General features: G+C 68.7%; 20 protein-coding genes. 8 read left to right on the top strand and 12 right to left on the bottom strand.

Going from position 1 to position 22537, the window contains the following annotated elements; genetic code table 11:
* Positions 1-17 precede the first annotated feature (17 nt).
* The 4 genes from AB0C62_RS09870 to AB0C62_RS09855 all read left to right on the top strand — a co-directional run bounded on the left by AB0C62_RS09870 (position 18) and on the right by AB0C62_RS09855 (position 4562).
* The gene (locus tag AB0C62_RS09870; RefSeq protein WP_362971340.1) at positions 18-1364 is read left to right on the top strand and encodes an MFS transporter; all 1347 of its coding nucleotides are present in this window, start codon (positions 18-20) and stop codon (positions 1362-1364) included.
* Complete coding sequence (locus tag AB0C62_RS09865; RefSeq protein WP_362971338.1) at positions 1339-2496, top strand: DUF3500 domain-containing protein; 1158 nt, start codon at positions 1339-1341, stop codon at positions 2494-2496. The genes AB0C62_RS09870 and AB0C62_RS09865 overlap by 26 nt, the downstream gene beginning before the upstream one ends.
* Positions 2497-2585: 89 nt before the next feature.
* Positions 2586-3500: a fumarylacetoacetate hydrolase family protein gene (locus tag AB0C62_RS09860; RefSeq protein ID WP_362971336.1), complete on the top strand. Its 915-nt coding sequence runs from the start codon at positions 2586-2588 to the stop codon at positions 3498-3500.
* Positions 3501-3809: 309 nt separating this feature from the next.
* Positions 3810-4562: a GntR family transcriptional regulator gene (locus AB0C62_RS09855; RefSeq protein ID WP_355882262.1), complete on the top strand. Its 753-nt coding sequence runs from the start codon at positions 3810-3812 to the stop codon at positions 4560-4562.
* Between the two features lie 121 nt (positions 4563-4683).
* Here AB0C62_RS09855 and acs read toward each other — a convergent pair whose 3' ends face one another.
* The 3 genes from acs to AB0C62_RS09840 form a co-directional block, all read right to left on the bottom strand.
* Positions 4684-6672: an acetate--CoA ligase gene (acs, locus tag AB0C62_RS09850; protein WP_362971334.1), complete on the bottom strand. Its 1989-nt coding sequence runs from the start codon at positions 6670-6672 to the stop codon at positions 4684-4686.
* 200 nt (positions 6673-6872) lie between these two features.
* Entirely contained in the window at positions 6873-7910 is a 1038-nt protein-coding gene (locus tag AB0C62_RS09845; protein WP_362971332.1) for a hypothetical protein, read from the bottom strand.
* Positions 7911-8082: 172 nt separating this feature from the next.
* Positions 8083-8781 carry a hypothetical protein gene (locus AB0C62_RS09840; protein WP_362971330.1) on the bottom strand — a complete coding sequence of 233 codons (699 nt, stop codon included), beginning with the start codon at positions 8779-8781 and terminating at the stop codon, positions 8083-8085.
* Between the two features lie 116 nt (positions 8782-8897).
* On the opposite strand from AB0C62_RS09840, the gene AB0C62_RS09835 reads away from it, so the two are divergent.
* The gene (locus AB0C62_RS09835) at positions 8898-9548 is read left to right on the top strand and encodes a TetR/AcrR family transcriptional regulator (RefSeq protein ID WP_362971328.1); all 651 of its coding nucleotides are present in this window, start codon (positions 8898-8900) and stop codon (positions 9546-9548) included.
* A 230-nt stretch (positions 9549-9778) separates the two neighbouring features.
* Here the strand turns inward: AB0C62_RS09835 and AB0C62_RS09830 are convergent, their stop codons facing one another.
* From AB0C62_RS09830 to AB0C62_RS09800, 7 genes are all read right to left on the bottom strand, one after another.
* Positions 9779-10534: an SDR family oxidoreductase gene (locus AB0C62_RS09830; protein WP_362971326.1), complete on the bottom strand. Its 756-nt coding sequence runs from the start codon at positions 10532-10534 to the stop codon at positions 9779-9781.
* A gap of 90 nt (positions 10535-10624) precedes the next feature.
* A complete protein-coding gene (locus tag AB0C62_RS09825; RefSeq protein WP_362971324.1) occupies positions 10625-11083 on the bottom strand; it encodes a MarR family transcriptional regulator in 459 nt (152 codons plus the stop codon).
* Between the two features lie 80 nt (positions 11084-11163).
* Positions 11164-11988 (bottom strand): SAM-dependent methyltransferase, encoded by an 825-nt coding sequence (locus AB0C62_RS09820; protein ID WP_362971322.1) that lies wholly within the window; start codon positions 11986-11988, stop codon positions 11164-11166.
* A gap of 159 nt (positions 11989-12147) precedes the next feature.
* A complete protein-coding gene (locus AB0C62_RS09815; protein WP_362971320.1) occupies positions 12148-12462 on the bottom strand; it encodes an antibiotic biosynthesis monooxygenase in 315 nt (104 codons plus the stop codon).
* A 53-nt stretch (positions 12463-12515) separates the two neighbouring features.
* Positions 12516-13649, bottom strand: a complete 1134-nt coding sequence (locus tag AB0C62_RS09810) for a GDSL-type esterase/lipase family protein (RefSeq protein ID WP_362971318.1) — start codon at positions 13647-13649, stop codon at positions 12516-12518.
* A gap of 148 nt (positions 13650-13797) precedes the next feature.
* Positions 13798-14181 carry a CorA family divalent cation transporter gene (locus tag AB0C62_RS09805; protein WP_362971316.1) on the bottom strand — a complete coding sequence of 128 codons (384 nt, stop codon included), beginning with the start codon at positions 14179-14181 and terminating at the stop codon, positions 13798-13800.
* A gap of 125 nt (positions 14182-14306) precedes the next feature.
* The gene (locus tag AB0C62_RS09800; RefSeq protein WP_362971314.1) at positions 14307-14927 is read right to left on the bottom strand and encodes a TetR family transcriptional regulator; all 621 of its coding nucleotides are present in this window, start codon (positions 14925-14927) and stop codon (positions 14307-14309) included.
* 116 nt (positions 14928-15043) lie between these two features.
* Here AB0C62_RS09800 and AB0C62_RS09795 point away from each other — a divergent pair, with 116 nt between their 5' ends.
* On the top strand, positions 15044-16786 hold the full coding sequence (locus AB0C62_RS09795; protein WP_362971312.1) for a CocE/NonD family hydrolase: 1743 nt from the start codon (positions 15044-15046) through the stop codon (positions 16784-16786).
* Here the strand turns inward: AB0C62_RS09795 and AB0C62_RS09790 are convergent.
* Positions 16773-17663 carry a LysR substrate-binding domain-containing protein gene (locus AB0C62_RS09790; RefSeq protein ID WP_362971310.1) on the bottom strand — a complete coding sequence of 297 codons (891 nt, stop codon included), beginning with the start codon at positions 17661-17663 and terminating at the stop codon, positions 16773-16775. The two genes, AB0C62_RS09795 and AB0C62_RS09790, sit on opposite strands and share 14 nt — an antisense overlap.
* Positions 17664-17746: 83 nt before the next feature.
* Between AB0C62_RS09790 and AB0C62_RS09785 the strand changes: the two genes are divergently transcribed.
* Positions 17747-18346, top strand: coding sequence for a nuclear transport factor 2 family protein (locus tag AB0C62_RS09785; RefSeq protein ID WP_362971308.1), 600 nt, complete (start codon positions 17747-17749; stop codon positions 18344-18346).
* Positions 18347-18352: 6 nt separating this feature from the next.
* Positions 18353-19348, top strand: coding sequence for an amidohydrolase family protein (locus AB0C62_RS09780; protein WP_362971306.1), 996 nt, complete (start codon positions 18353-18355; stop codon positions 19346-19348).
* A gap of 138 nt (positions 19349-19486) precedes the next feature.
* On the opposite strand, the gene AB0C62_RS09775 is transcribed toward AB0C62_RS09780, so the two are convergent.
* Entirely contained in the window at positions 19487-22522 is a 3036-nt protein-coding gene (locus AB0C62_RS09775; protein WP_362971304.1) for a TIM-barrel domain-containing protein, read from the bottom strand.
* Positions 22523-22537 lie beyond the last annotated feature (15 nt).

Here is a 22537-nt window from a genome sequence, read left to right as displayed (position 1 = left end):
AATCAAGGAGGATTCACATGACAGCGGAAAGACCCGCCCCGGAGGCCGAGACGACCACGGAGCCGCCCGACGAGTCGAGGTCGGGGTGGCGTACGGCGATGGCGTCCACGCTCGGTCTCGCGTGCGGTCCCAGCGTCCTGGCGGTCACCACGTTCGGCGCGTTCATCGCGCCGCTGCACCGCGAGTTCGGGTGGAGCGTGTCCGCCATCGGCCTGGCCTCCTCGATCCTCAGCATCACACTGGTGCTCCTCTCACCCGTGCAGGGTTTACTGGTCGACCGGTTCGGCGGTCGCCGGGTGATCCTGTGCAGCTCGCCGTTCTTCGCGCTGTCCCTGATGGCGATGGCTCTGCTGCCCGACAGCCTGCCTGTCTTCTATCTGGGCTGGGTGCTGATCCCACTCTGCGGTCTGGGCCTGTGGCCGGTGTCGTACCTGCGGCTCACCGCGGGCTGGTTCGAGCGCAGGCTCGGCCTCGCGCTGGGCGTCGCCAACTCCGGCATCGGCGTCGGCACGGTGCTGGCCCCGATCCTGACCACGGTGCTGATCGGGACGTGGGGGTGGCGAGCGGGATACGTCGGGCTGGGAGTGGTCGCGCTCATCGCGTTCCCGGTGGCGTACTTCCTGCTCGCCGAACCCCGTGCGCGCACCGCCGGGCGGCCGGTCAGCGGCGACACGCTCCGCACCGCGGCCGGAACAAGGCCGTTCTGGCTCGTCCTTGCCGCTTTCGTCCTCCTCGGTACCGTCGGCTCCGCGGTCCTCGTCCATCAGATCTCGCTGCTGCTGGACGCCGGGATCCCCGCGCGCATCGCGAACCTGGTGCCGGTCGCGCTCGGTGTCGCGCTCATCGTGGCGCGGCTCGTGACCGGGTGGCTCCTGGACCGCTTCACGGTGTCGCAGGTCATGGCGGTGTATCTCGTCGGTGGCATCGCCTCTGTGCTGCTGTTCGCGGCGGGACCGAACGTACCGATGGCGCTTCTCGCGGCGGCTCTCGCGGGACTGCTGATCGGCGCCGAGTTCGACGTCCTCAGCTACCTGATCCCCCGCTACTTCGGGCGCCGGGCCTTCGGCAAGATCTACGGTGTCGCGTTCTCGATGTTCCAGATCGGCGGGGCCGCCGCGACCACGCTGGTGAGCGTGAGCCGCGACACCTACGGCTCGTACACGCCGGCGATGCTTCTGCTGGCCGTCGCCTGCGCGGTCTGCGCCGTGTTGTTCCTGTGCCTCGGCCCGTACCGGTACGACGCAGGCTCTCAGGGAAAGCTGCCTGAGCCGCCCCCCGGGCACACGCCGCCTCTGGTCATGGTCGGGGACCACCCCACGAAGAAAGGCATGGACCTTCATGACGGCGACACCACATCGGCATGACGCGCAACACCCGCCTCCGCACGGTGAACTCCCGGCGGCACACCGGCCCCGTCCGGGCGGTTCCTTCGACGCGACGGCGATCACCTTCGCGGCGATGGGCCTCTTCGACGGCCTGACCGGCGATCAGCGCGCGCGGGTGCTGCTTCCTCACGAGGACTCCGGCCGAACGCACTGGAACTTCCTGCCCGAATCCGGTCGGTGCGGTCTACCGCTGAGTGAACTCGACCGCCATCAAGAGGGACTGGCGCACCGCCTGATCGCCGAGTCGATGTCGATCCCCGCCTACGCCCGCGTGGTCCAGGTGATGTCGAACGAGCACGTGCTCCGCGAACTGAACCTGCCCGTCTTCGGTCACGTCGCGGCCACCTTCCGGGACGCACGCGGCTACTTCCTCACGTTCTTCGGTCAGCCGCAGCCCGACACCACGTGGGGCTGGCGGCTGGTGGGTCACCACCTGTCGGTCAACGTCACCGTCGTCGACGGCGACCTGGTCAGCGCCACGCCGTTCCTGCTCGGTGCCGAGCCCGCCCGGTTCGGCCCCTTCCGCATCCTCGGCGAGGAGGAGGACGCCGCCTTCGTCCTCCTGGAAGGCCTCACCGGCACGCAGAAGGAACGGACGGTCATCAACTCCCGGCCGCCGGCGGACTTCGTCACCCGCACCGTCTCCACCATCGGCGACGTCGAGTACCCCGCCTACCACGGTGTCGGTCGCCGCGACGCGATGATCACCGACGACGACCGCAAGGCCCTCGCGTACTTCCGCGCCCACCCCCGCGGTATCCGGGCCGGGGACCTCTCCCCCGCGCAGCGCGCGCACTTCGACGACCTGCTCGCCCACTTCGTCGAGCGAGCACGCCCCGGGCTGGTCGGCCGTGAGATGGACCGCATCGCTGCGGCCGGTGGCGTCGACGAACTGCACTTCGCCTGGGCCGGCGGCACCTCCATGGAGCAGCCGCACTACTTCCGTATCCAGGGCCCCGTCACCCTGGTCGAGTTCGACAACGCCGAGGACGACGCCAATCACGTGCACAGCGTCTGGCGCGATCCGTCCAACGACTTCGGCGCCGACCTCCTGATTCAGCACCACCTCGCACATGACCACACCGGCCCGTCCCCGCACGACTCGGCCTGACCGTGGGCGGCGCCGCCGCCCACGGCACATCGGCAACGACGAAAGAAGAGCTCCGTGGGCCCCTCCGCGGAGACCGGAAAGGGAATCTCATGAGAATCGTGGGTGTCAGGCGCCCGCACGGCGGGTTCGACGTGGAGGTCGCGGCCCTGGACGAAGAGGGCGACACGGTCACCGTCATCGCCTCACTCGCGGACTTCTGGGCCGACCCGGCGGGACATCTGTCCAGGCCGCCCACCGGGCCGACGGTCGCCACCGCCTCGGTCGAGCAGGTCCCCCCCGTCCTCCCCGGCGCGCGCGTCTTCTGCATCGGCCTCAACTACCACGCGCACGCGGCCGAAGGCAGCTTCCGCGACCAGGAGTTGCCGCCGTACCCCACCCTGTTCGCTCGATGGCCGCAGTCACTGACCGTGGACGGGGCGGAAGTCCCCGTGCCCTCCAACGAGGAGGGGCTGGACTGGGAGGGCGAGGTCGTCGCCTGGGTCGGAGCACCGCTCGTCGACGCCTCCCCCGAGGAGGCACTGTCTTCCGTCGTCGGCTACTCCACGTTCAACGATCTGACCTCGCGCCGGGCACAGAAGCTGACCTCCCAGTGGATCCTCGGCAAGAACGGGGACCGGTCCGGCCCGCTCGGCCCACTGGTGCCCGCCGCAGAGGTCGGCGACCTGAAGCAGGGGCTACGGCTGCGGACCAGGGTCAACGGCGAGACCATGCAGGACGCCACCACCGACGACATGATCTACTCGGTCGGAGACACGCTGTCCCTGATCTCGCACACCCTGACCCTGCGCCCCGGCGACCTGCTCGCGACCGGCACGCCCGCGGGTGTCGGCTACAGCCGCACGCCTCCCCGGCTGCTGCAGGTGGGAGACACCGTCGAGGTCGAGGTGGAGAGACTGGGCGCGGTCCGCAACACGGTGGTGGGCAACGATCACCGGTCCGCCCGGGACGCGCTGCCCGAGGGCCGCAGGACACCTTCCGACCGGACCGGGGCACTGACCTCGTAGACAGAGCGCTCGGGAGAACCCAGGAGCGATAGGGCGGCCGGACAGCCGACGTGCAGTCCGGCTTGCTCACGTTCCGGCACCGGGGACCGATAATGTTGACATCTTGCCGACGGGTCGCGGAGCCTAGGAGCTACACCGCTTGTGCACCCTGACCGGCCCCTGGGCCGTCGCGCCCCTCTCGTCCAGCCGTGCTGTCAAATGTCGGCAGGCTTGCGCCGAGCGTCGGCTACCGTTGTGCTGACTACCAGTCCGGCGGGTTCCGAGGAACATCCGAACGCCACATGGAGACGCGTGAAAGGCCTGCAGCCGATGACAGCACCGTCAGCCGAGGCGGCGAACAAGTTCGCCCGCCCCGACGACGCGAGCCGGACCCATCCCGACGAGATGAGCAGAGCCCATTACGCGCTCCGACGCGCGATCATGCACGGTGACCTGCGCGCCGGCGATCCCCTGTCCCAGGTCGAGCTGGCGCGCCAACTCGGCGTGAGCCGCGGCCCGCTGCGTGAAGCACTCAGGATTCTGCAACGCGAGGGCTTCGTCGAGCAGGAGTCGCAGCACCGGGCCCGCGTGGCAGCATTCAGCGATGACGACCTGGACGAGTTGTACGCAATGCGCGTCAGCCTGGAGTCGCTGGCCATCGGGATCGCCGTCCCGCGCATGACCGAGGCTCATCTGCGGCACCTCGACGAATTGCTGCAGGAGATGGACGAGAAGGCTCGCACGGGCGACGTCGAAAAGTGGGAGTGCCCGCACGAGAAGTTCCATCGCGCGCTGGTACACCCGTCCGGCCCACGCCTGGAACGGGAACTCGCGCTGCTGTCGGACCACGCCACGCGCTACCGCATGGCGTTCGTCTCGTGGAATCCGCTCGAATGGCAGGCGGACACGAGTACGCAGCACCACACCATCGCGGAGGCGGTGTACGCGCGTGACGCGAAGGCGGCCTCCCGTGCGCTGGCGACCCACCTGGCCCGAACCGCACTCGTGGTCCTCTCCATCGCCTCGCCCGAGTTCGAACCTGTGCGCACACGCAAGGCGCTCTCCGCCGCGTGCGCCGAGTAGCGACGCCGGTTCCGCTCGTTCGTCCTCTTGGAGCCTTCCGCGGCTGTCCCGAGTCTCAAGCAAGCCCAGCGATCCGGCCGGCCGCTCCGTGACCAGCCAGATCGCCACGTGGTGAAGGGCGTCAGTCCTCGCTGGGCGCGGCGGGCAGCTTGGCCTGGATGAGGTCCATCACCGTGGAGTCGGCGAGTGTGGTGACATCGCCCACGGCCCGGTTCTCGGCGACGTCGCGGAGCAGGCGGCGCATGATCTTCCCGGAGCGGGTCTTGGGGAGTTCGGCGACCGGGAGGACCCGCTTGGGCTTGGCGATGGCGCCGAGGGTGGTGCCGACGTGGTTGCGCAGGTCGGCGACGAGTCCTTCGTCCTCGGCGGTCGCGGTGCCGCGCAGGATGACGAAGGCGACGATGGCCTGTCCGGTGGTCTCGTCCGCGGCGCCCACGACGGCGGCCTCGGCGACCGAGGGGTGGGAGACGAGGGCGGATTCGACCTCGGTGGTCGAGATGTTGTGTCCGGACACCAGCATCACGTCGTCGACGCGGCCCAGCAGCCAGATGTCGCCGTCGTCGTCCTTCTTGGCGCCGTCACCGGCGAAGTACTTGCCCTCGAAGCGCGACCAGTAGGTGTCGAGGAAGCGCTGGTCGTCTCCCCAGATGGTGCGCAGCATGGAGGGCCACGGCTCGGTCAGGACCAGGTAGCCGCCACCGCCGTCGGGTACCTCGTTGGCCTCGTCGTCCACGACGGTGGCGGCGATGCCGGGCAGCGCGCGCTGTGCGGAGCCGGGCTTGGTGTCGGTGACGCCGGGCAGCGGGGAGATCATCATGGCGCCGGTCTCGGTCTGCCACCAGGTGTCGACGATGGGCGTGGTGTCGGCGCCGATGTGCTTTCGGTACCACATCCAGGCCTCGGGGTTGATCGGTTCACCGACCGAGCCGAGGACCCGCAGCGAGGACAGGTCGAACTTCGCGGGGATGTCGTCGCCCCACTTCATGAACGTGCGGATCGCGGTGGGCGCGGTGTAGAGGATGGTGACGCCGTACTTCTGCACGATCTCCCAGAACCGGCCCTGGTGCGGGGTGTCCGGGGTGCCCTCGTAGATGACCTGCGTCGCGCCGTTGGAGAGCGGCCCGTAGGTGATGTACGAGTGTCCGGTGACCCAGCCGATGTCGGCCGTGCACCAGTACACGTCCGTCTCGGGCTTCAGGTCGAAGACCGCGTGGTGGGTGTAGCTGGCCTGGGTGAGGTAGCCGCCGGAGGTGTGCAGGATGCCCTTGGGCTTACCCGTCGTCCCCGAGGTGTAGAGGATGAACAGGGGGTGCTCGGCGTCGAAGGCTTCCGGCGTGTGCTCCACCGACTGCCCGGCGACGATGTCGTGCCACCACACGTCGCGGCCCTCGGTCCAGGCGACGTCCTGGCCGGTGCGGCGCACCACCAGCACCTTGTCGACCCCGTCGGCCCGGCTGACGGCGTCGTCGACGGCGGGCTTGAGCGCGGAGGGCTTGCCGCGGCGGTAACCGCCGTCCGCGGTGATGACCAGCTTCGCGTCGGCGTCCTTGATGCGGGCGGCGATCGCGTCGGCGGAGAAGCCGCCGAAGACCACCGAGTGCGCGGCGCCGATGCGGGCGCAGGCCAGCATCGCGACGACGGCCTCGGGGATCATCGGCAGGTAGACGGCGACCCGGTCGCCCTTGCCGACGCCGAGTTCGGTCAGCGCGTTCGCGGCGCGGCTGACCTCGTACTTCAGCTCGGCGTAGGTGATCGCGCGGCTGTCGCCGGGCTCGCCCTCGAAGTGGATGGCGACGCGGTCGCCGTTGCCGGCCTCGACGTGCCGGTCCACGCAGTTGTACGCGACGTTCAGCTTGCCGTCGGCGAACCACTTCGCGAACGGCGGGTTCGACCAGTCCAGCGTCTCGGTCGGCTCGGTGGCCCAGGTCAGCCGGCGGGCCTGCTCGGCCCAGAAGCCGAGCCTGTCAGCCTTGGCCTGCTCATACGCCTCCGCGGTGACATTGGCGTTCGCCGCCAGGTCGGCGGGCGGCGCGAACCTGCGCTCCTCCTGCAACAGACCGGCGAACGCGGCACGGACGTCAACGGCTCCACTCTCACGTGCTGCAGACATGTCCACTCTCTTCCTTGAGCCGTGGCGCACGGGCACCTGGGCGCGCGGGGCACCTGGCCCCCGTCACGGTCCCCGCACGTGACACTCTGGTCGTTTTGCTCTTCAGTCGGTCGAATCACTCATTGGGAAGGGCCCGGGCGGCAGTACCGACGACGCCAAGGCCGCCTCCACTGGCCTTTCGGCGGCGGAGTCCTGGGCTCTCAGGCCGCGCCGAGTTCGGCACGCGCCGCGTCGGCCCTTCCCGACCGGGCGACCACCGTGGAGCCGGCCGGCGTGGTCCGCCCGCCACGCCTGTCCGCATTCAGGGCGAGGCCGACGCCGATGACGACCCAGACCATCAGCACCAGGGCGGCGGACCCACCACCCGCCCCGTCGAAGAAGCCGTTGGCCCGCAGCAGGCTGCCGGAGGCGCCGGGTGGAAGCAGCTGACCGACAGTCGCCCATCCGTCGGGCAGCCAGTGCGGGCCCGTGGCCAGCCCCGAAAGGGGGTTGCCCAGCAGCATCATGAGGGCGCCTCCGAAGGCGAACCCGGCCACGCCGAGGCGGGCCTGGAGGCCCAGGAGCAGCGTGGACATGGCCGCCATGCCGAGAATGACCCCGAGAGCCGTAAGGCCGAAGGCACCGTCGACGGAGTGCGTACCGAATTGCAGGACGGCGGCGAGGGCCGTCCCCGCCACGACGGAGAACAGCAGGGCCCCGGCCAGCCGGATCCGCAGCCCACCGTGGCCCGGGAAGACGCTGCTGAGAATCAGGGCCGGGAAGATCCCACCGAAGATCATGGGCATCAGAGCCGCGGTCAGCCCGGCCCCTCGCGGATCGTCCTCGGTGAAGGGCACAAGGTCATGGAGCGTGGCCCTGGTTTCGTATTGCGCCGCCACACGGTCGCCCAGGGCGGTGAGCGCGCTGGTGGCGGACGGGCCACCGGCTGTGGCGGTGTAGACCTCGACGCCGCGGGCGGTGATGGCCAGTCCACCCGCCAGGTCACCGTCCTTGACGGCCGACTCGATGCCGGCGGACGTCTCGTAGAGGCGGACGTTCCAGTTCGGACCGTCGAGGTTCTTCCGCAGGGCCTCCGTCGCCGGCGCGGGCCCGGTCACCCCCACGGGCACCTGGTGCGGTCCACTGTGGAGCGAGGGCAGCGCGAAAGCACACAGCATCGCGGTGATGAGGGCCGCCAGGCCGAGGACGACGAGGGCCAGCTTGCGTCCGGTGCCGAGCGAGGCGGAGGAGCGGGTCATGGTGGATGTTTCCTTCATCGGTGTATCGAGCGCGGGCCCACTGCCGACCGGCCGCGTGCCGAAGATCGGTCGGGTAGCGCGTTCCGCGGCGTGCGACCGGGAACGCCGTACCGTGCCGGTCCACGCGGTGGGCGGTGCCGCGAGACCGGCAGCGCGCCTCGCCCTCGGGCTCTCAGGCGCGGGCTTCGGCCGCGGCGACGATCCAGTTCCTGAACTCGACGGCGTAGTGCCGCAGGTGGTGATCCAGGACGCCCTTCGGGCAGGACGTGGGGAAGTAGACCGTCAGGTTCGCGGTGAACCCTTCGGCGGTGTCGCCGAACTGGATCAGCGCCCGCCCGACGACGGTGCCGTCCTCCAGGAACAGGTTCGAGGACATCTTGCGCGGATACTCCGACTCCGGAAGGAGCTCGTCCGCGTCCTCGGCCCACGCCATCGCGGCCGTGCCCCAGCCGCCCATGTAGAACGAGCAGACGTGGGGGCCGATGTTCTCCACCACGCGCGCCCCGATGTGGTCGGTGCCCATCGCGTAGTGCTCGGGGTGCGCCGCCAGGAGCGGCCGCTCGTCCTCGCCCGCGAAGGCCGCGTCCATCCAGGCGAGGAACTCGGCCGACGTCATCCCGCGGGCCTGGAGCACGGTCGTGCCCGCGTTGAACTCCCCGTCGGAGGTGCGCGCGCACTCCCGCAGGAACGCGTTGCCCTCCTCGATGTCGGCGGCCAGCAGGTCCAGCAGTCCCTGGCGGCCCAGTCGCGCCCTGAAGCGGTCCAGGGCGCGGCGTGCGTAGAACAGCTCGAAGTCGTCGATGCTGCCGGTCCCGGCGGGCCCCGACTCGAGCGTCACGGACACAGCCGGGGAAGTCTGCTTGTCGGTCATGGTCGAACCTCCAGTAGGATGCGAATGTAGATTCACATTCACGTTACGAGGTTACGCAGAGAGGCCCACTCCTTGTCAACCACGTCCACAGGGACCCCGCGGATACGATGCGGGACATGACTGACCGGCACGACCGTCCCGCGCCGTACAAGGAGCCCCAGCAGGCGCGCAGCGCCGCGACCCTGGCCCGCGTTCTGCGCGCGGCTGAGGAGATCGCCTCCTCCGCCGGCCTGGAGGACATGACGATGACCGGCGTCGCGGAGCGCGCCGGTGTCTCGGTCGGCACGATCTACCGCCGCTTCGAGGACAAGGAGCAGCTGATCAACGCGCTCACCGAGCGCATGCTCGACCGGCGTGAGGAGTACGTCGCGGAGCAGCTCCGCAAGGCCGATCCGTCGCTGCCCGGCATCATGGAGGCCTACGCGCAGGCGTTGCTGCAGTCCTTCGCCGACAGCAGCAATCTCTTCCCCGAGCTACTGCGCGCACGAGGCGCCAATCCCTCGGACCGCGGCTTCCGCACCATCGCCGAGGTCCACCGCCTCCTGCTCGAAGCGGCTGCCCCCTTCGCCGACCAGATCCGCCGCTCCGACCCGCAGCGGGCCCTGGACACCGCGGCCCGTGCCCTGCTCGGCGCTTGCTTCCACAACTCCGTACGCCCGGACCCGGCCGCGGGCGAGGCAGCCCAGCGACGGTACGCGGAAGAACTGAGCGACATGGCGGTCGCTTACCTCCTCACTTCCGACAGGCGGCACACCGGCCTCAGCTGAGCTTGATCATCAACCTTGCTGCTGCTTCAGGCGGACATGTTCTGCCTGCCACGCCGATGTCGGCGATCGGCGGCACCTCCATGACAGCCTCCGGCCCCGCGCTCGGTGTCGAGCAGGGGGGCAGCGTGACGTCCGTATCGCGTGAGCAGGAAGAGGTGCCGGGTGGAGTGCGCCGGCTCGTTCGGTCGTGGAGAGCACCCGCCAGGGCTCCAGGGGCGGAACGCTGGGCCTCAGAGCCGGGCGAGGCCGCCGTCGACGGGAAGATCGGAACCGGTGGTGTAGGCCGAATCGGGACCGGCCAGGTACAGGGCGGCGCGAGCGACTTCTTCGGTCGTACCGAGGCGACGCAGGGGCACGGTGACGGTGACGTGGGCATCAATGGCCTGCCGGGCGGCGGGATCCTCACACATGATCGATGGGTTGCGCAGAGAACCGGGACTGAGGGAATTCACCCGAATGCCACGGGCCAGCAGCTGGGTGTCGGCGGCGAGACTGCGGGCAAGACCGGTCAGCGCCGCCCTGGTGAGCATGTGCAGAGGGGCGCCGTGACCACCGCACTGGTGGGCGGCTGCCGTCAGCACGACGGATGCATTGTCGTTGAGCATGTCCCGGAACCGCGTCACGGTGAGGAAGGCACTCTTGAGGTGCGCATTGATGTACTGGTCGAAGGCGGCGCCGTCCACATCGCGCGGATCGGGCGTGCGGGCGGTTCCGGCGTCGACGAGCAGAACGTCGATGAACCCGAAGTAGTCTTCCACCGCGTCGATCAAGCAGTCGACGCCCGCGGACGTGGACAGGTCGCACGCCACCAGGCGCACGGGGGCGCCGAGCAACTCGGCTGCGGCGCCGAGCGTGGACTCGTCCTGCGCCGCCAGGACCAGTTGGGCACCGTGCTGATGGAAGAGGCGGGCCGCGGCGAATCCGATGCCGCCGCTGCCGATGGTGATGACCGTGACCTTGTTGTCGAGTTTGCGCTGCTCGTTCATCACGGGTCCTGATGTGTCCAGACGGTCAAGGCCGACTCGCGGAACGGGAAGCCGACTGGATCCACGGCGGCCGATGGGAACGGGTGCGGGTCACGGGAGCGTGGGCTCGCCGAGTTCAGCGGTGACCTTGGTGAGCAGAGCGAGCAGAGACGCGCGCTCAGCGTCGTCCAGCGGCGCAAGAATTCCCTGCTCCACCTCGGTCATGACCGGTTCGAGGCCGTCGATGAGCTCTCTGGCGTACGCCGTCACGAAGACCCGCTTGCTGCGGTCGTCACCCTCTTCCATGCGACGTTCGATCAAGCCGCGCCTTTCCATGCCCTTCAACAGGGACGAGACGCTGGCGGCGCTCGTCCGGCTCACTCGTGCGATGTCACGCTGGATCGAGCCGGGGTTCTGGATCAGGTATCCGAGTACGAAGGCTTGCTCGGAACTGAGGTCGCGCTCCCGGAACCATTCCTCGCCCCCCTTGCGCTGGACCCATACGATCCAGCGCATCATCTCGAAGGTGCCGTGCAACGCGCGCTTCGGTACAGCCCCCGGTTCGTCCATACCTCCAGTCTAATAATTAGGGCTCTAACAGTCAAAATCAGAAGCGCTAGTCGGCGGTCGCCTCCCTGTGGGTGCCGTCTCTATGCCGTAGCGGTCAGGAACTGGGTCTGGATCTGAGCCGTGCTGCCGTCGAGGGGGACCTGAAAGTGCTCGACGGCGGTGACGTGGCCGGGGTCGAGAACGGTCCAGCCGGCGTTCTTCAGCAGGGCGAGCCAGGCGTCGCGGCTCAGGATGGTGCGCAGGGGGCTGGTCCCGCCGAACATGACCTGATCCGTCACTGCGAGCACCTGCGCCGAGTCGAGGCCCCGCGGGTGGGCTTCAGCGGTCAGGGCCAGCGTGCTGCCGGGGGCCGCTCGGCCGGCCAGTGACCTGGCAAGGCGGTCGACAGCACTGTTCTCCAGGAACAGCACGATGTGTTCCAGCAGGAACAGGGAGCGCTCCCTGCGGTCATGCCCGGCAGCGGCCAGCACAGCAGCAGCATCGTCTGTCGCCAGATCGGCTTCGATGAGCGTGATTCTGCGGGTGTCGAGGCCGGATGCGTCCAGCCGTCGCTTCTTGTCTGCGACGACGTGAGGAAGATCGATCTCGTAGAAGTGCGCGTCGGGCGAGCGGAAGCGCAGCGCCCGGTCGTCATAGCCCGCGCCGACGTTGACGATCTGCGTGACACCGGACTCCAGGGCGCCTTCGACCAGCTGGTCGAAGTAGGGCGCCCGGGGTGCCAAAAGCTGAAGCAGCGGCTCGCTCATCTGGACGGGCTCGCCGTCCGGGCCTGCCGCCGTCATGCCTTCCGTCAGCTTCCGCTGGCCGTGGTCGTCGCCTGACGGCGAGCGCGGGCGCTCGAATTCCGCTCGGCCGAGTGCCACGAACTCTCGGATCATGGTCAGAGTGGGATTTTCCTGCTGCATGCCCTGACGGCCTTTCTCGTTACGTTCACGATCCGTGGATCTCGGTTGATCCTGTCGCGGCCGGCGCCGGCCCCGCCGGCGGCCAGGGCTGTCAACCCTGCCGACCGGCGAGGTGACACACCTCCGGTCCCCGGAGTCAGCACCGGATCACCCGCGCGCTCAGCTGGAAGTGACGATGTGGACGGGCACCCGCACCCCCCACTCTTCGACGCCCTCGGCGAGAAGGTCCATGACCCGCTGGTGCCCGGCGTCCAGTTCGGGGTTCGTGTAGTGGCGGTTCATCGACTCGTCGTCCCGGTAGAACTCGAAGGCCCACATGATGTCCGGGTCTTCGTCCGAGCGGCTGAGCACCCAGTCGACGGGCCCGTCCGGGTCGTCGTTGAAGTGCATCACGTGGCACAGCTCGAACAGTTCGTCCGCCTTTCCAGGCTTGGCCTTGAGTCGCATGACCAATCCCGGCTGCTTTTCGTGCATGTCGATCTCCTGATCTCTTGTGGTTCGGATGGTTCAGGTGCCTGCCCGTGGGCTCAGTCGACGGCGAAGCCGTGACGGCGCGCCAAATGTGCCGCCATGGCGTGCGCCAGCCGAGCAGTACCCGCGGTGTTGGGGTGCAGATGGTCGCCAGAGTCGTACGCCTCCGCGAGTCGCCGGGGGTTCTGCGCGTCCCGGAGTACCGCGTCGAAGTCGACGTGGTGAGGCGCCGCCGTACGGATCCAGTCGTTCACGACGCTCCGGATCTCTTCCCGGCTGTCGTCGTACCCTTCCGATCCCAGGAACGGCGTGATCGTCGCGATCGTCACGTCGAGTCCCGCCTCCACGGCCCGGGCGGAAAGACGCCGGTACGAATCGATCATCTGCTGGGCCGAGGGCAGGTCCGCGAGGGGCGCGGCGGCGCCAGGAAGTCCCAGGTCGTTGGTCCCCAGCGCGATGACGACGTCGCTCGTCCCTGCGACGGACAAGACATCGCGTTCGAAGCGCGATACCCCGGACGGACCGAACGAGGCGATGGACGCGGCCGGATCGGTCCGCAGCCGGTTCCCGGCGATGCCCGCATTCAACATGACCACATCGAGCCGCGGCGCGAGCAGTTCCTGGGCGCCCTCGGGCCAGCCGCCGGCTGTGATCGAGTCACCCAGGCACACAGCCGTCACCGGAACCTCGGGCCCGAACACCTCCAAGCCGCAGACGAAGGGCACCGGCAGGGGGAGGCGACTGCCGTCGGGGGCCTCGATGGTAGGGAGCTCGACCGCAGGGAAGTCGGACGAGCCGACGTGGTCGCCCGCCTCCGAGACTTCCATGAACATCCGCGAGTAGTTGCCCGTCGCGTGGGCCGACACCGTCGGGAGGTACAGGTCGACCGTCACCTTGCCGCCACGCTGGACCGCGACATCGAGCGGGTCGCTCCAGCACTCCTGGCCTGCCGGCACCGTGACGTCTGTCCGCCCCGTGAACCGGGCGGATACCGCCTGACCTCCTCCCGAGACGGAAAGCGCCCCCACGTTCAAGGGCCCGGAACCGAAGCGATTGCTCAGTTTCACCCGTGCGCGCTCGCCGGCGACCGCCGACACCACATGCACGCGCAGCGTCTCATCGGCACCGGCCCTGTCAAGGTCACGAAAGTCCGCGACCGCTTGCATCCAGCCTGTCTGCCAGCGACCCAAGATGCCTCCTTTCCTGTGATTCGACCGCACGCACGCGGGAGCCACCTGCGATGCCGGGCCACCGGCCCAGGTGGAATTGCCACCGGATTCGCGCGGGGAATCCCTCACCTTGCAACAGTTAGAAGTCAAACACATAGTCCTCTAACTATCAACCGGAGACGCGTGCCCCGTGTCGGACAGGCGAGGGTGACGGGATGAGCACCTGGGGATGAGGATCAGGGCTGCCGAGGCCCAGCGGCTCCGCTTCGAGGGCGTCACGGCCAGCGGACAGGTCCGGCACGGCGTCATGCCGGACGGTGATGACGATCTGAGGCCCGACGGACAGGTGGACCTCGCCGAAGTGGACGCTCTCGCGCCGGTCATCGTGCGAGGCGGGGCGCGGCACGACGAACATGGTGTCGCCGTAGCGCTCGAGCTTCGCAGGCTGATACCCCTTGTACGCGTCCTCGACCTCAAGGAGGTGCAGATCGAACCGGGCCGCGGCGCTCGCGAGCCCCTCCGGATCGGGGTCCATCAGTCCGATCCCGGGCACAACTCCGGAGCGTTACAGCCGATCGGCGGCCTCTTTCCATTCGGATGGAAGAACTTCGCGTCGCCCTTCGACACACATGCGGCCGTCGATCGCCGTCATGCAGCCGTCCCCTCCTCGCCCCCGGGCTACGGCATCGGGACCAGCACGCTCTGCACGGCGGGCCCGACGAGCATGATCAGCTTTTCACGCTCCGCCTCGGCGAGCGTGGGGACGCCGACCACGCCTCGTCCCACCACCAGGCCGACGAGCATCGACGAGACGATCCCCGCACGAAGCATCACGTCGTCGCCGTCGGCGCCCCGTGAGGCGACAGCGGCGGCGAAGAACCGAGCCTGGATGAACTCGCGCAGCTGCTCGTTCACCTGGTCGTTCACGACGGCGCCGCGGAGCATCGCCATGAGCGGCTCGGACGTCCGGGAATCCACTTCCCACACATCGAGGAAGGCTCGGACCACCCGCTCCCCCAGCCCGTCGTCCGTCCCCGCGAACGCTTCGCTGAAGTGGGTCAACGCCTCAGCGGGGACGGACATGACCTCGGCGAACAGCTCGCTCTTCGACCGGAAGAACTGCATCACCAATGACGCGTCGACGCCGGCGTCAGCCGCGACCTGCCGAACGGTGGTCCGGGCGAATCCGTCGGCGGTGAAACGGGCGCGGGCGGCGCTAAGGATCGCCTGCCGGGTCGTGTTCGCTCCCGGCCGACGCCCGCGTCGGGTGGCGGAGGCGGAGCTGGTAGGCGCAGTCATGCTCCCAAGTTACCCAGGTCAAAGAACTCAACAGCGTTGAGTTTCGCTGGCCGCAGGCTTACGCTCGAAATGTCGGCAGAGCCCGTCCTCGGACGGAGAGATGCGAGGAGCGCACCATGAGCGACGGCCAGCAGGTATTCACGCCCTCCCAGCCCTTGGAGCCGGGCGCCCGGTACGGGATCCTGAGCGACTTCGAACCCGGAACGCGGACCCTGAAGGCGGGCTCCCAGATCGCTCCACCGTTCAAGCCCTTGCCTGTCGACATCGTCCTCGACAAAGACGTCCCGGTGACGCTCCGTGACGGCGTCACGATCTACGTGGACGTCTTCCGCCCCGCCGGGGCCGAACGCGTACCGGTCATCGTCGCCTGGAGCCCGTACGGCAAGGGCCAGGGCACGTCCGCCAGCGTGATGGGCATCTTCGGCATGGTCGGCCTCGACAACGGCATCGTCTCCGGCCTGGAGAAGTTCGAGGGTCCCGACCCGGCCTACTGGTGCGCGCACGGCTACGCGATCTGCAACCCGGACATCCGGGGCGTGGCCAACTCCGAGGGCGACAGTGTCATCTGGGACCGCCAGGAGGGCCGGGACTGCTACGACCTGATCGAGTGGCTGGGCGTCCAGGACTGGTGCACCGGCAAGGTCGCGATGAGCGGCACGTCGTACCTCGCGGTCTCCCAGTGGTTCACCGCGGCCGAGCAGCCGCCGCACCTGGCCGCGATCAACCCGTGGGAGGGCGTCAGCGACGTCTACCGTGACCTGGTGCTCCGCGGCGGCATGCCCGACACCGGCTTCGCCCGGCAACTCCAGGACAACAGCTACTTCGGCAAGGCCCGCAAGGAAGACATCCTCACCGAGGCCGAGCACCACCCGCTGATGGACGACCTGTGGGAGAACAAGATCCCGCAGTTCGAGAAGATCAACGTTCCGGCGTACGTCGTCGCCAGCTACTCCAACACCCTGCACACGGCCGGTACGTTCCGTGCCTGGCGCCGGATGGCGTCCGAGGACAAGTGGCTGCGCGTCCACAACAGCCAGGAATGGCCCGACTACTACGACGAAGCCAACGTCGAGGACCTGCGCCGCTTCTTCGACCACACCCTCAAGGGAGTGGACAACGGCTGGGAGCGGACGCCCCGCGTGCGCTACTCCCTCCTCGACCTGCAGGGCGGGGACCAGACCAACGTCCCGGCCGATCAGTTCCCGCCGGCCGGCACCACGTCGACGAAGTACTACCTCGACGGACGCACCCGGACCCTGTCGACGGCCATGCCCACCGTCGAGGCGACGGCAGGGTACGCCGTCGTGTCCAACCCGGACCTGGTGTCCTTCGTGACCCGCTTCGACGAGGAGACGACTCTGGTCGGGTATCCGAAAGCACACCTGTGGGTCGAGGGGGACGGCTCGGACGACATGGATCTGTTCGTCCTGGTGCAGAAGCTCGACGCCCAGGGCACACCGCTTCAAGCGTTCACCGCGCTCAACCGGGGCGCGCTCGCCCAGGACGTCACCGAGCGAGGCGCCTCCATCCTGCGGTACAAGGGCTCCGACGGACGGCTGCGCGTCTCGATGCGCCACCTGGACAAGGAGTTGGCGACCGACGACGTTCCTGCTCACAGTTTCGACCGGGTCGAGAAGCTCTCCCCCGGCGAGGTCGTCGACGTCGAGATCGACCTCCTGCCGGTCGGCCTCACCTTCCGACCCGGCGAACAGCTTCGGCTCGTCATCAGCGGGCGGTCGCTGCTCGGCACGATGATGCCCGGGATTCGCGAGTACGAGCCCGCCAACAGCGGCCGGCACATCATCCACACCGGTGGTGACCGCGCCTCGTACCTGCAGCTTCCGCTCAAGACCGCCTGACCTGGACGACGGTCCGGTCCCAGGAGCTGACGAATGCGCGCACCGCGCCGGCGAGTTCGTCGGGGCGGCTGAGCGTCACCACCTCGACCTCGGCCGCCATGTCACGCAGGGGCCGGTAGACGAGGTCCGGCAGTCCGATGCGCTCCGTGGCGGTGGGGACGACGGCCACTCCCACACCGGCCGAGGCCAGCACGAGCGCGCCGAGGGTACCCGTCACCCGATGGACGGCTGCCCACTGCTCTGTCCCCAGCCGGTCGAGCACGCTGTCGTCGTCCTCGTCGGCCGCGTACACGACGACGTTCTCGCCGGCCAGGTCGGCGGGCGAGATCGAGGCGGCGGCAGCCAGCGGGTGGTCGTGGCGTACGGCGATCGACAGGGTCGTGCGCGGTCCTCGCCGTACGAGGAGATCGGCCACGTCGCCGAGTCCGTTGTCGGGGCTGTATCCGATGTCGAGGCTGCTCTCGCGCAGGCCCTGCACCTGGGCGGCGGGCGGTAGTTCGCTCACATGCAGTTCGACACGCGGGTGCGCCAGGTGGAAGCGGCGCAGGTCCGTGGCCAGGCCGCCTTCGAGCACCGCGATACCGGAGAATCCGATGCGTACCGCGCCGGTCTCACCTCTGACCGACTGGCGGGCGACGTCCAAGGCCCGATCGGCCTGCCTCAGCGTGCGTCGGGCCTCGACGAGGAGCAACTCTCCCGCCTCCGTCAGCTCGACCCGGCGGCTGGTGCGGACGAAGACCGGGCCTCCCACCTCGTGCTCCAGTGCCTTCACCTGGGTGCTCAGCGTCGACTGGGTGACGTGCAGCCGCGCGGCCGCCCGTCCGAAGTGGCGGTCCTCGGCGACCGCCACGAAGTAGCGCAGGTGTCGAAGTTCCACGCGGCCTCTCCGATCGTTCCTAACGAACAATAGATCAGATCTATCAATTGGATCTATCGATGCTGCGGGCGCAGACTTCAGATATGCCTACAACACCGACGCTTCAGGACCGCCAGGACATCGCCGACCTCATGACCGGCTGGATCCACCGTGATCAGGGACGATGGGACCGCCTGCGGGACCTCTTCCACCCCGGCGCCCGGATCGAGATCACCTGGTTCGAGGGTCCGGCCGCCGACTTCGTCGACGCGTCCGCGCGCATGGCCTCCACCGATCTGCGGACCAAGCACCTCATCACCGCCCCGTACGTGACGTTCTCCGCCGACGGAAGCCGGGCAGTCGCCGAGACCAACGCGGTGATCGTCGTCGAGAACGGCAGCCTCGGCCTCGGCTGCAACGGCCACAATCGTTTCATCGACCGGGTGGAGCGCCGGGACGGTGTCTGGCGCATCGCCGACCGCAAGAGCGTGTACGACTTCGCGACCTTCACCTTCCCCGCCGGTGTCACCGATGTCGACGACAATATGGTGGCCAAGTACCCCAGCGAGTATGGCGCGTTGGCCTACCTGCTCGACCAGAGCGGGTTCCCCGTCGAGCGGACCTTCGCGACTCGGGGCAGCGCACTGGAACGTCGGATCAAGGAGTCGGCCTTCGCCTGGCTCTCCGCGGAAGCTGGAGCGTAACGCCGCATGAAGCTGATCACCATCGAGGAGCACACGTTCGACCCCGTGGTCGCGCAGGCATCGGCCGGGCGCGCGGCGTACGTGAGCCCGCATTTCGGGACGGCGTACTCTCCCGCGAGCGGACTGCCCTACTGTCCCACCCCCGAGGAGTTGGAGGACCTCGACGCCGGGCGCATCGCCGACATGGACGCGCACGGCATCGACATGCAGGTGCTGTCGAATCTGACCACGCAGTTCCTGCCGGCAGACGTGGCACCTGAACTGGTACGAGGTGTCAACGACCGGCTGGCGGCAGCCTGCCGACGCCATCCCGACCGCTTCGCCGCCTTCGCCTCACTGCCCACCTCCGCACCGGACCAGGCACCGGCCGAACTCAAGCGTGCCGTCGAGGAACTCGGCCACGTCGGCACGCTCATCCACGGCCGCACCGACGACGAGTACCTGTCGGCCGAACGCTTCGACCCCATCCTGCGCGCGGCCGCCGAGCTGAGGGTCCCGATCTACCTCCACCCGGCGCCGCCCACCCGCGGCACCAGCGCCGCCAACTACGAGGCGGGCCTCGCCCCCGTGGTCGCCACCCGCTTCGCCACCGCCGCCTGGGGATGGCACAACGAATCCGGCATCCATTTCCTCCACCTCGTCCTCAGCGGAGTACTCGACCGCTACCCGGACCTGCAGTTCGTCCTCGGGCACTGGGGCGAGATGATCCCCTGGTTCCTGGACCGGCTCGACGAGGCACTCCCCCGGCACGCGACCGGACTCGATCGCACCATCGGCGAGTACGTCCGCCAGAGCGTCTACTACACCCCCAGCGGCATGTTCACCACACCGCACCTGCGCTTCTGCACCGATGTCCTGGGCACCGACCGGATGATCTACTCGGTCGACTACCCCTTCGTCGGCAACGCGGGCGCCCGCAGCTTCCTGGAGAACTGTGAGCTGACCGCGGACGCCAAGCGCGACATCGCGCACCGCAACGCCGAGCTGCTGCTCGGCATCTGAACACGGACGGATTGCCGGGTGGCCTCGGCGCGGACGGCGAGATCGTGTACCGCCACGGTGGAGGCTGAAGCCTGATGCCATATGCAGCTGTCGCTTCTGTGCGACCGTTCGGACCCGGAGCTTTCAGCGCAGCCTCCGTTACTGGACGATCAAGCTGTCGATGTTCGCGCCCTGGGACCGCGTGAGGATCGCGCGGACGGTGACGGCGTCTCCCTGCGGAAGGTCGGTGGTGACGGAGGCCGTCGCCCAGGTGTCCCAGCTACCCGTGGGTGGAAGGTCGAGGGTGCCGGCCTTCTTGCCGTTGACGTCAACGGTGACGGGGCGATCACCGGTGCCGCCGTTGGCGTACCGAAGAGCGAGCTGCCTCTTTCCGGCGGTCGCCACGGAGATCGTCCAAGCCGCTGCGGCTCCGGCTGAGGTCCCGACGAAGTCGGCGTATCCCGTCCCGGTGTAGCCGGGATGACTGGTGTCGAGGGCGAAGGTGCTGTCGAGCCGCGCATCCTCGGCCTGGTACACCATGCCCCCGCCGACAGAGGGGAACGCGGCTCCGCTGGGTTCGACGACAGCCGCGTCACCGCCGCTCGTGCTCACCGAGATCTCCGTTGTGACGACGCTCAGAACTTTCGCCCTGGCGTCCCACACGCTGCCGCCCGCCTTCCCACTGATGAGGGCGGCGGCCTCGCTGGTGAAGGCGGGGAGGGTGGCGCCCCCGTTGACCCGCATGCCCACCGGCGACGCCAGGCCATGGAAGCGCACGACGTACCGGCGCTTCTCCGGCGCGCCCTCGTATGTCCCCTCCGGATGCGCGATGACGACGCGCGTGGAGCTGTCGGTTAAGGTGAGGCGTGTGGTGGCCGTCTTCTTGGCGGTCCGGTACTCCTCGGTCACCCCGTCGTCCTCGACGACCTCGAAGACACCGTCCGCCCCTGCGTAGACGTCCATTTCGAGCTGTCGCTCGGTGAGGTAGGCGGCGCTCTGCGCGTACGGATACCTGGGCAGGATCGCCCCCGCCCGTACGAAGAGCGGTACCTCTCCGGTGCGGGTGGTGTAGGCGACGTCCTCCGTGTCGGAGCCCGCGTGGCGCCCGTCCCACCAGAAGTTGTACCAATCGCTTCCGGCCGGCAGCCAGATCTTCTGGACGTCCCCACCGTCGGAGGTGATGGGAGCGACGAGCAGTGAGGGGCCCCACAGGTACTGCAGGTCGTGGGTGTAGGCCTGCGGCCGGTCCTGGTAGTCGATCACCATGGCCCTGGCCATGGGCATGCCGGTGGCGGCGGCCTGGTGGGCGAGTGTGTAGATGTAGGGCATCAGGCTGTAGCGCAGGTGTCCGTACTTCGCGAAGTCGGCCTGCGCCGCGGCGCTTTGGTCCAGTGGCCAGCGCGAGGCGCGTTTGCCCTGGTCCTTGGTCGAGGCGGTGCCGTGCGGGCGCCAGATGGGGGCGAGACTCGACCAGCCCACGGGCCAGTTGCGGTAGAACGCGTCGGAAATCAGCTCGCCGTGGCCGAACCCTCCGCCGTCGATGTTGGCGTAGGGGAATCCGCCGAGGCCGGCCGTCTGCATGCCGCGGATCTGGTTGCGCATCTCGTCGTAGGTGGAGTCGATGTCGCCCGACCAGTAGTGTCCGTAGCGCTGCTGGCCCGCGGTGGCTCCGCGGCTCCAGGTCCAGGGCCGCTTCGCGGCTCCGATGTGCCCGGTTCCCGAAGGGTCCCAGCCTTCTTCGCCGATGGCCTTGTGCACGTTCAGGAAGTAGGCGTTGCGCTCCTCCGACCACGTGCGGCCGGCGGCCGTCTTCGCCGTGTACGGTATGGCTCCGAGGTCGTCGACCTCATCGATCCACAGCGCGTCGCCCGGGTATGTGAGGGCCGGGTTGAGTGCCTTGTCCCAGAAGACCTTCCAGATCCAGGCGCGGGTGTCGGGGTTGCTCCAGTCGGGGACGGCGTTGTTCTCCTTGACGTTCTTGAGGTCGTCCGCCGCGAAGCTGTAGCCGGGGGGCGGTCCGCCCTTCCATCCCGCCATCTCGTTCGTGTTGTTGCGGTTGTAGTCCAGGGTCACGGTGACGCCGTTCGCGGCCGCCCACTTCTGGTATCCGGCAGGGTCGGGCCAGCGCTCGCGGCTGAACTCGAACCACGATCCGGACCATGAGCCGGAACCTTCGCGCCAGCGGTTGTCGTTGACCTGGTGGTCGAACGGGAAACCCGCAGCGCGGTGCTGAGCGACCTTCTGGCGCCACCAGTTCTGGTCACTCACGTCGGCGAAGTTCTTGTCGGACAGGTGGAGTCCGAAGACGGATCGCTGAGGCAGCCGCGGGCGCCCGGTGAGCTGGGTATAACGGTCGAGGAGCTGTGCGAACCGCGGGCCGTTGATAAGGAAGTAGTCCATCTGGGGGCGCACCGCCCCGGCGCCGTGGCCGTCGGCGAAGAACGCGTACCCGTCGCTTCCGCCGAAGCTGAAGGTGGTGTCGAACGTCGTGTTGAAGAAGACCCCGTACCCCTTGCTGGACAGGTACAGCGGCACGATCGCGGGTGCCTGGTTGTTGGGGTTCTCCACCGCGCCGGAGTAGTTGTGGGAGACCGTGTCGCCGGTGCGGTCGAGTCGTGGTGTTCGGCCGAGCACGCCGTGCCCACCCTTGAGGAAGCGTTCATCTGCGGGCGGTGGGACGAAGGTCGCCCTCGCGACGCCGAGGTTCGTGCCGTCCCAGGAGATGCCGTGCGCCGCGTCCTCCTTCGCCAGCAGGGCGCCCGTGGTCAGTGAGTGGAACTCCAGGCGCAGGGGCTTCTTGCGCAGGACGACGCGCAGGCCGTCGGTGGCTCCGGTGCGGATCTCGAGGGTGTCCTGGGTGGCGCTGACGCTCAGGCTGCCACCCAGGGAGGCGTGGCTCGACGGTTGCACCATCTCGTAGCGGGTGTCGGCCAGGAAGTCCTCCCCCGCACGGGTCGCGCGCACTCTGACCATGTGGTCTCCGTATGCCGTGAGTCGCAGCCGTTGGCCGGTCGCACTGGTGACGGTGACGCTCCGGCCGTTGTCGGTGGTGTGCTTCGCGTAGTCCGTCAGTTGTTCCCGCTCCGCGGCGGCCGCGCGAGCGAGTTGTTGCGGCAGGGCGCCGAGGGCACCTCCCGCCAGTACTCCGGCTGCTGTCGAGAGCACCGTCCTTCGTTTGATCTCTTCGCGCGTCATGTCTCTCCCCTGCGT

Origin of the sequence: Streptomyces sp. NPDC048643 (assembly GCF_040650615.1) — a bacterium.
In the GTDB taxonomy this organism is placed as follows: domain Bacteria; phylum Actinomycetota; class Actinomycetes; order Streptomycetales; family Streptomycetaceae; genus Streptomyces.
Note: the sequence above shows the minus strand (reverse complement) of the source record. Positions and strands in the feature narration are given on the sequence as shown.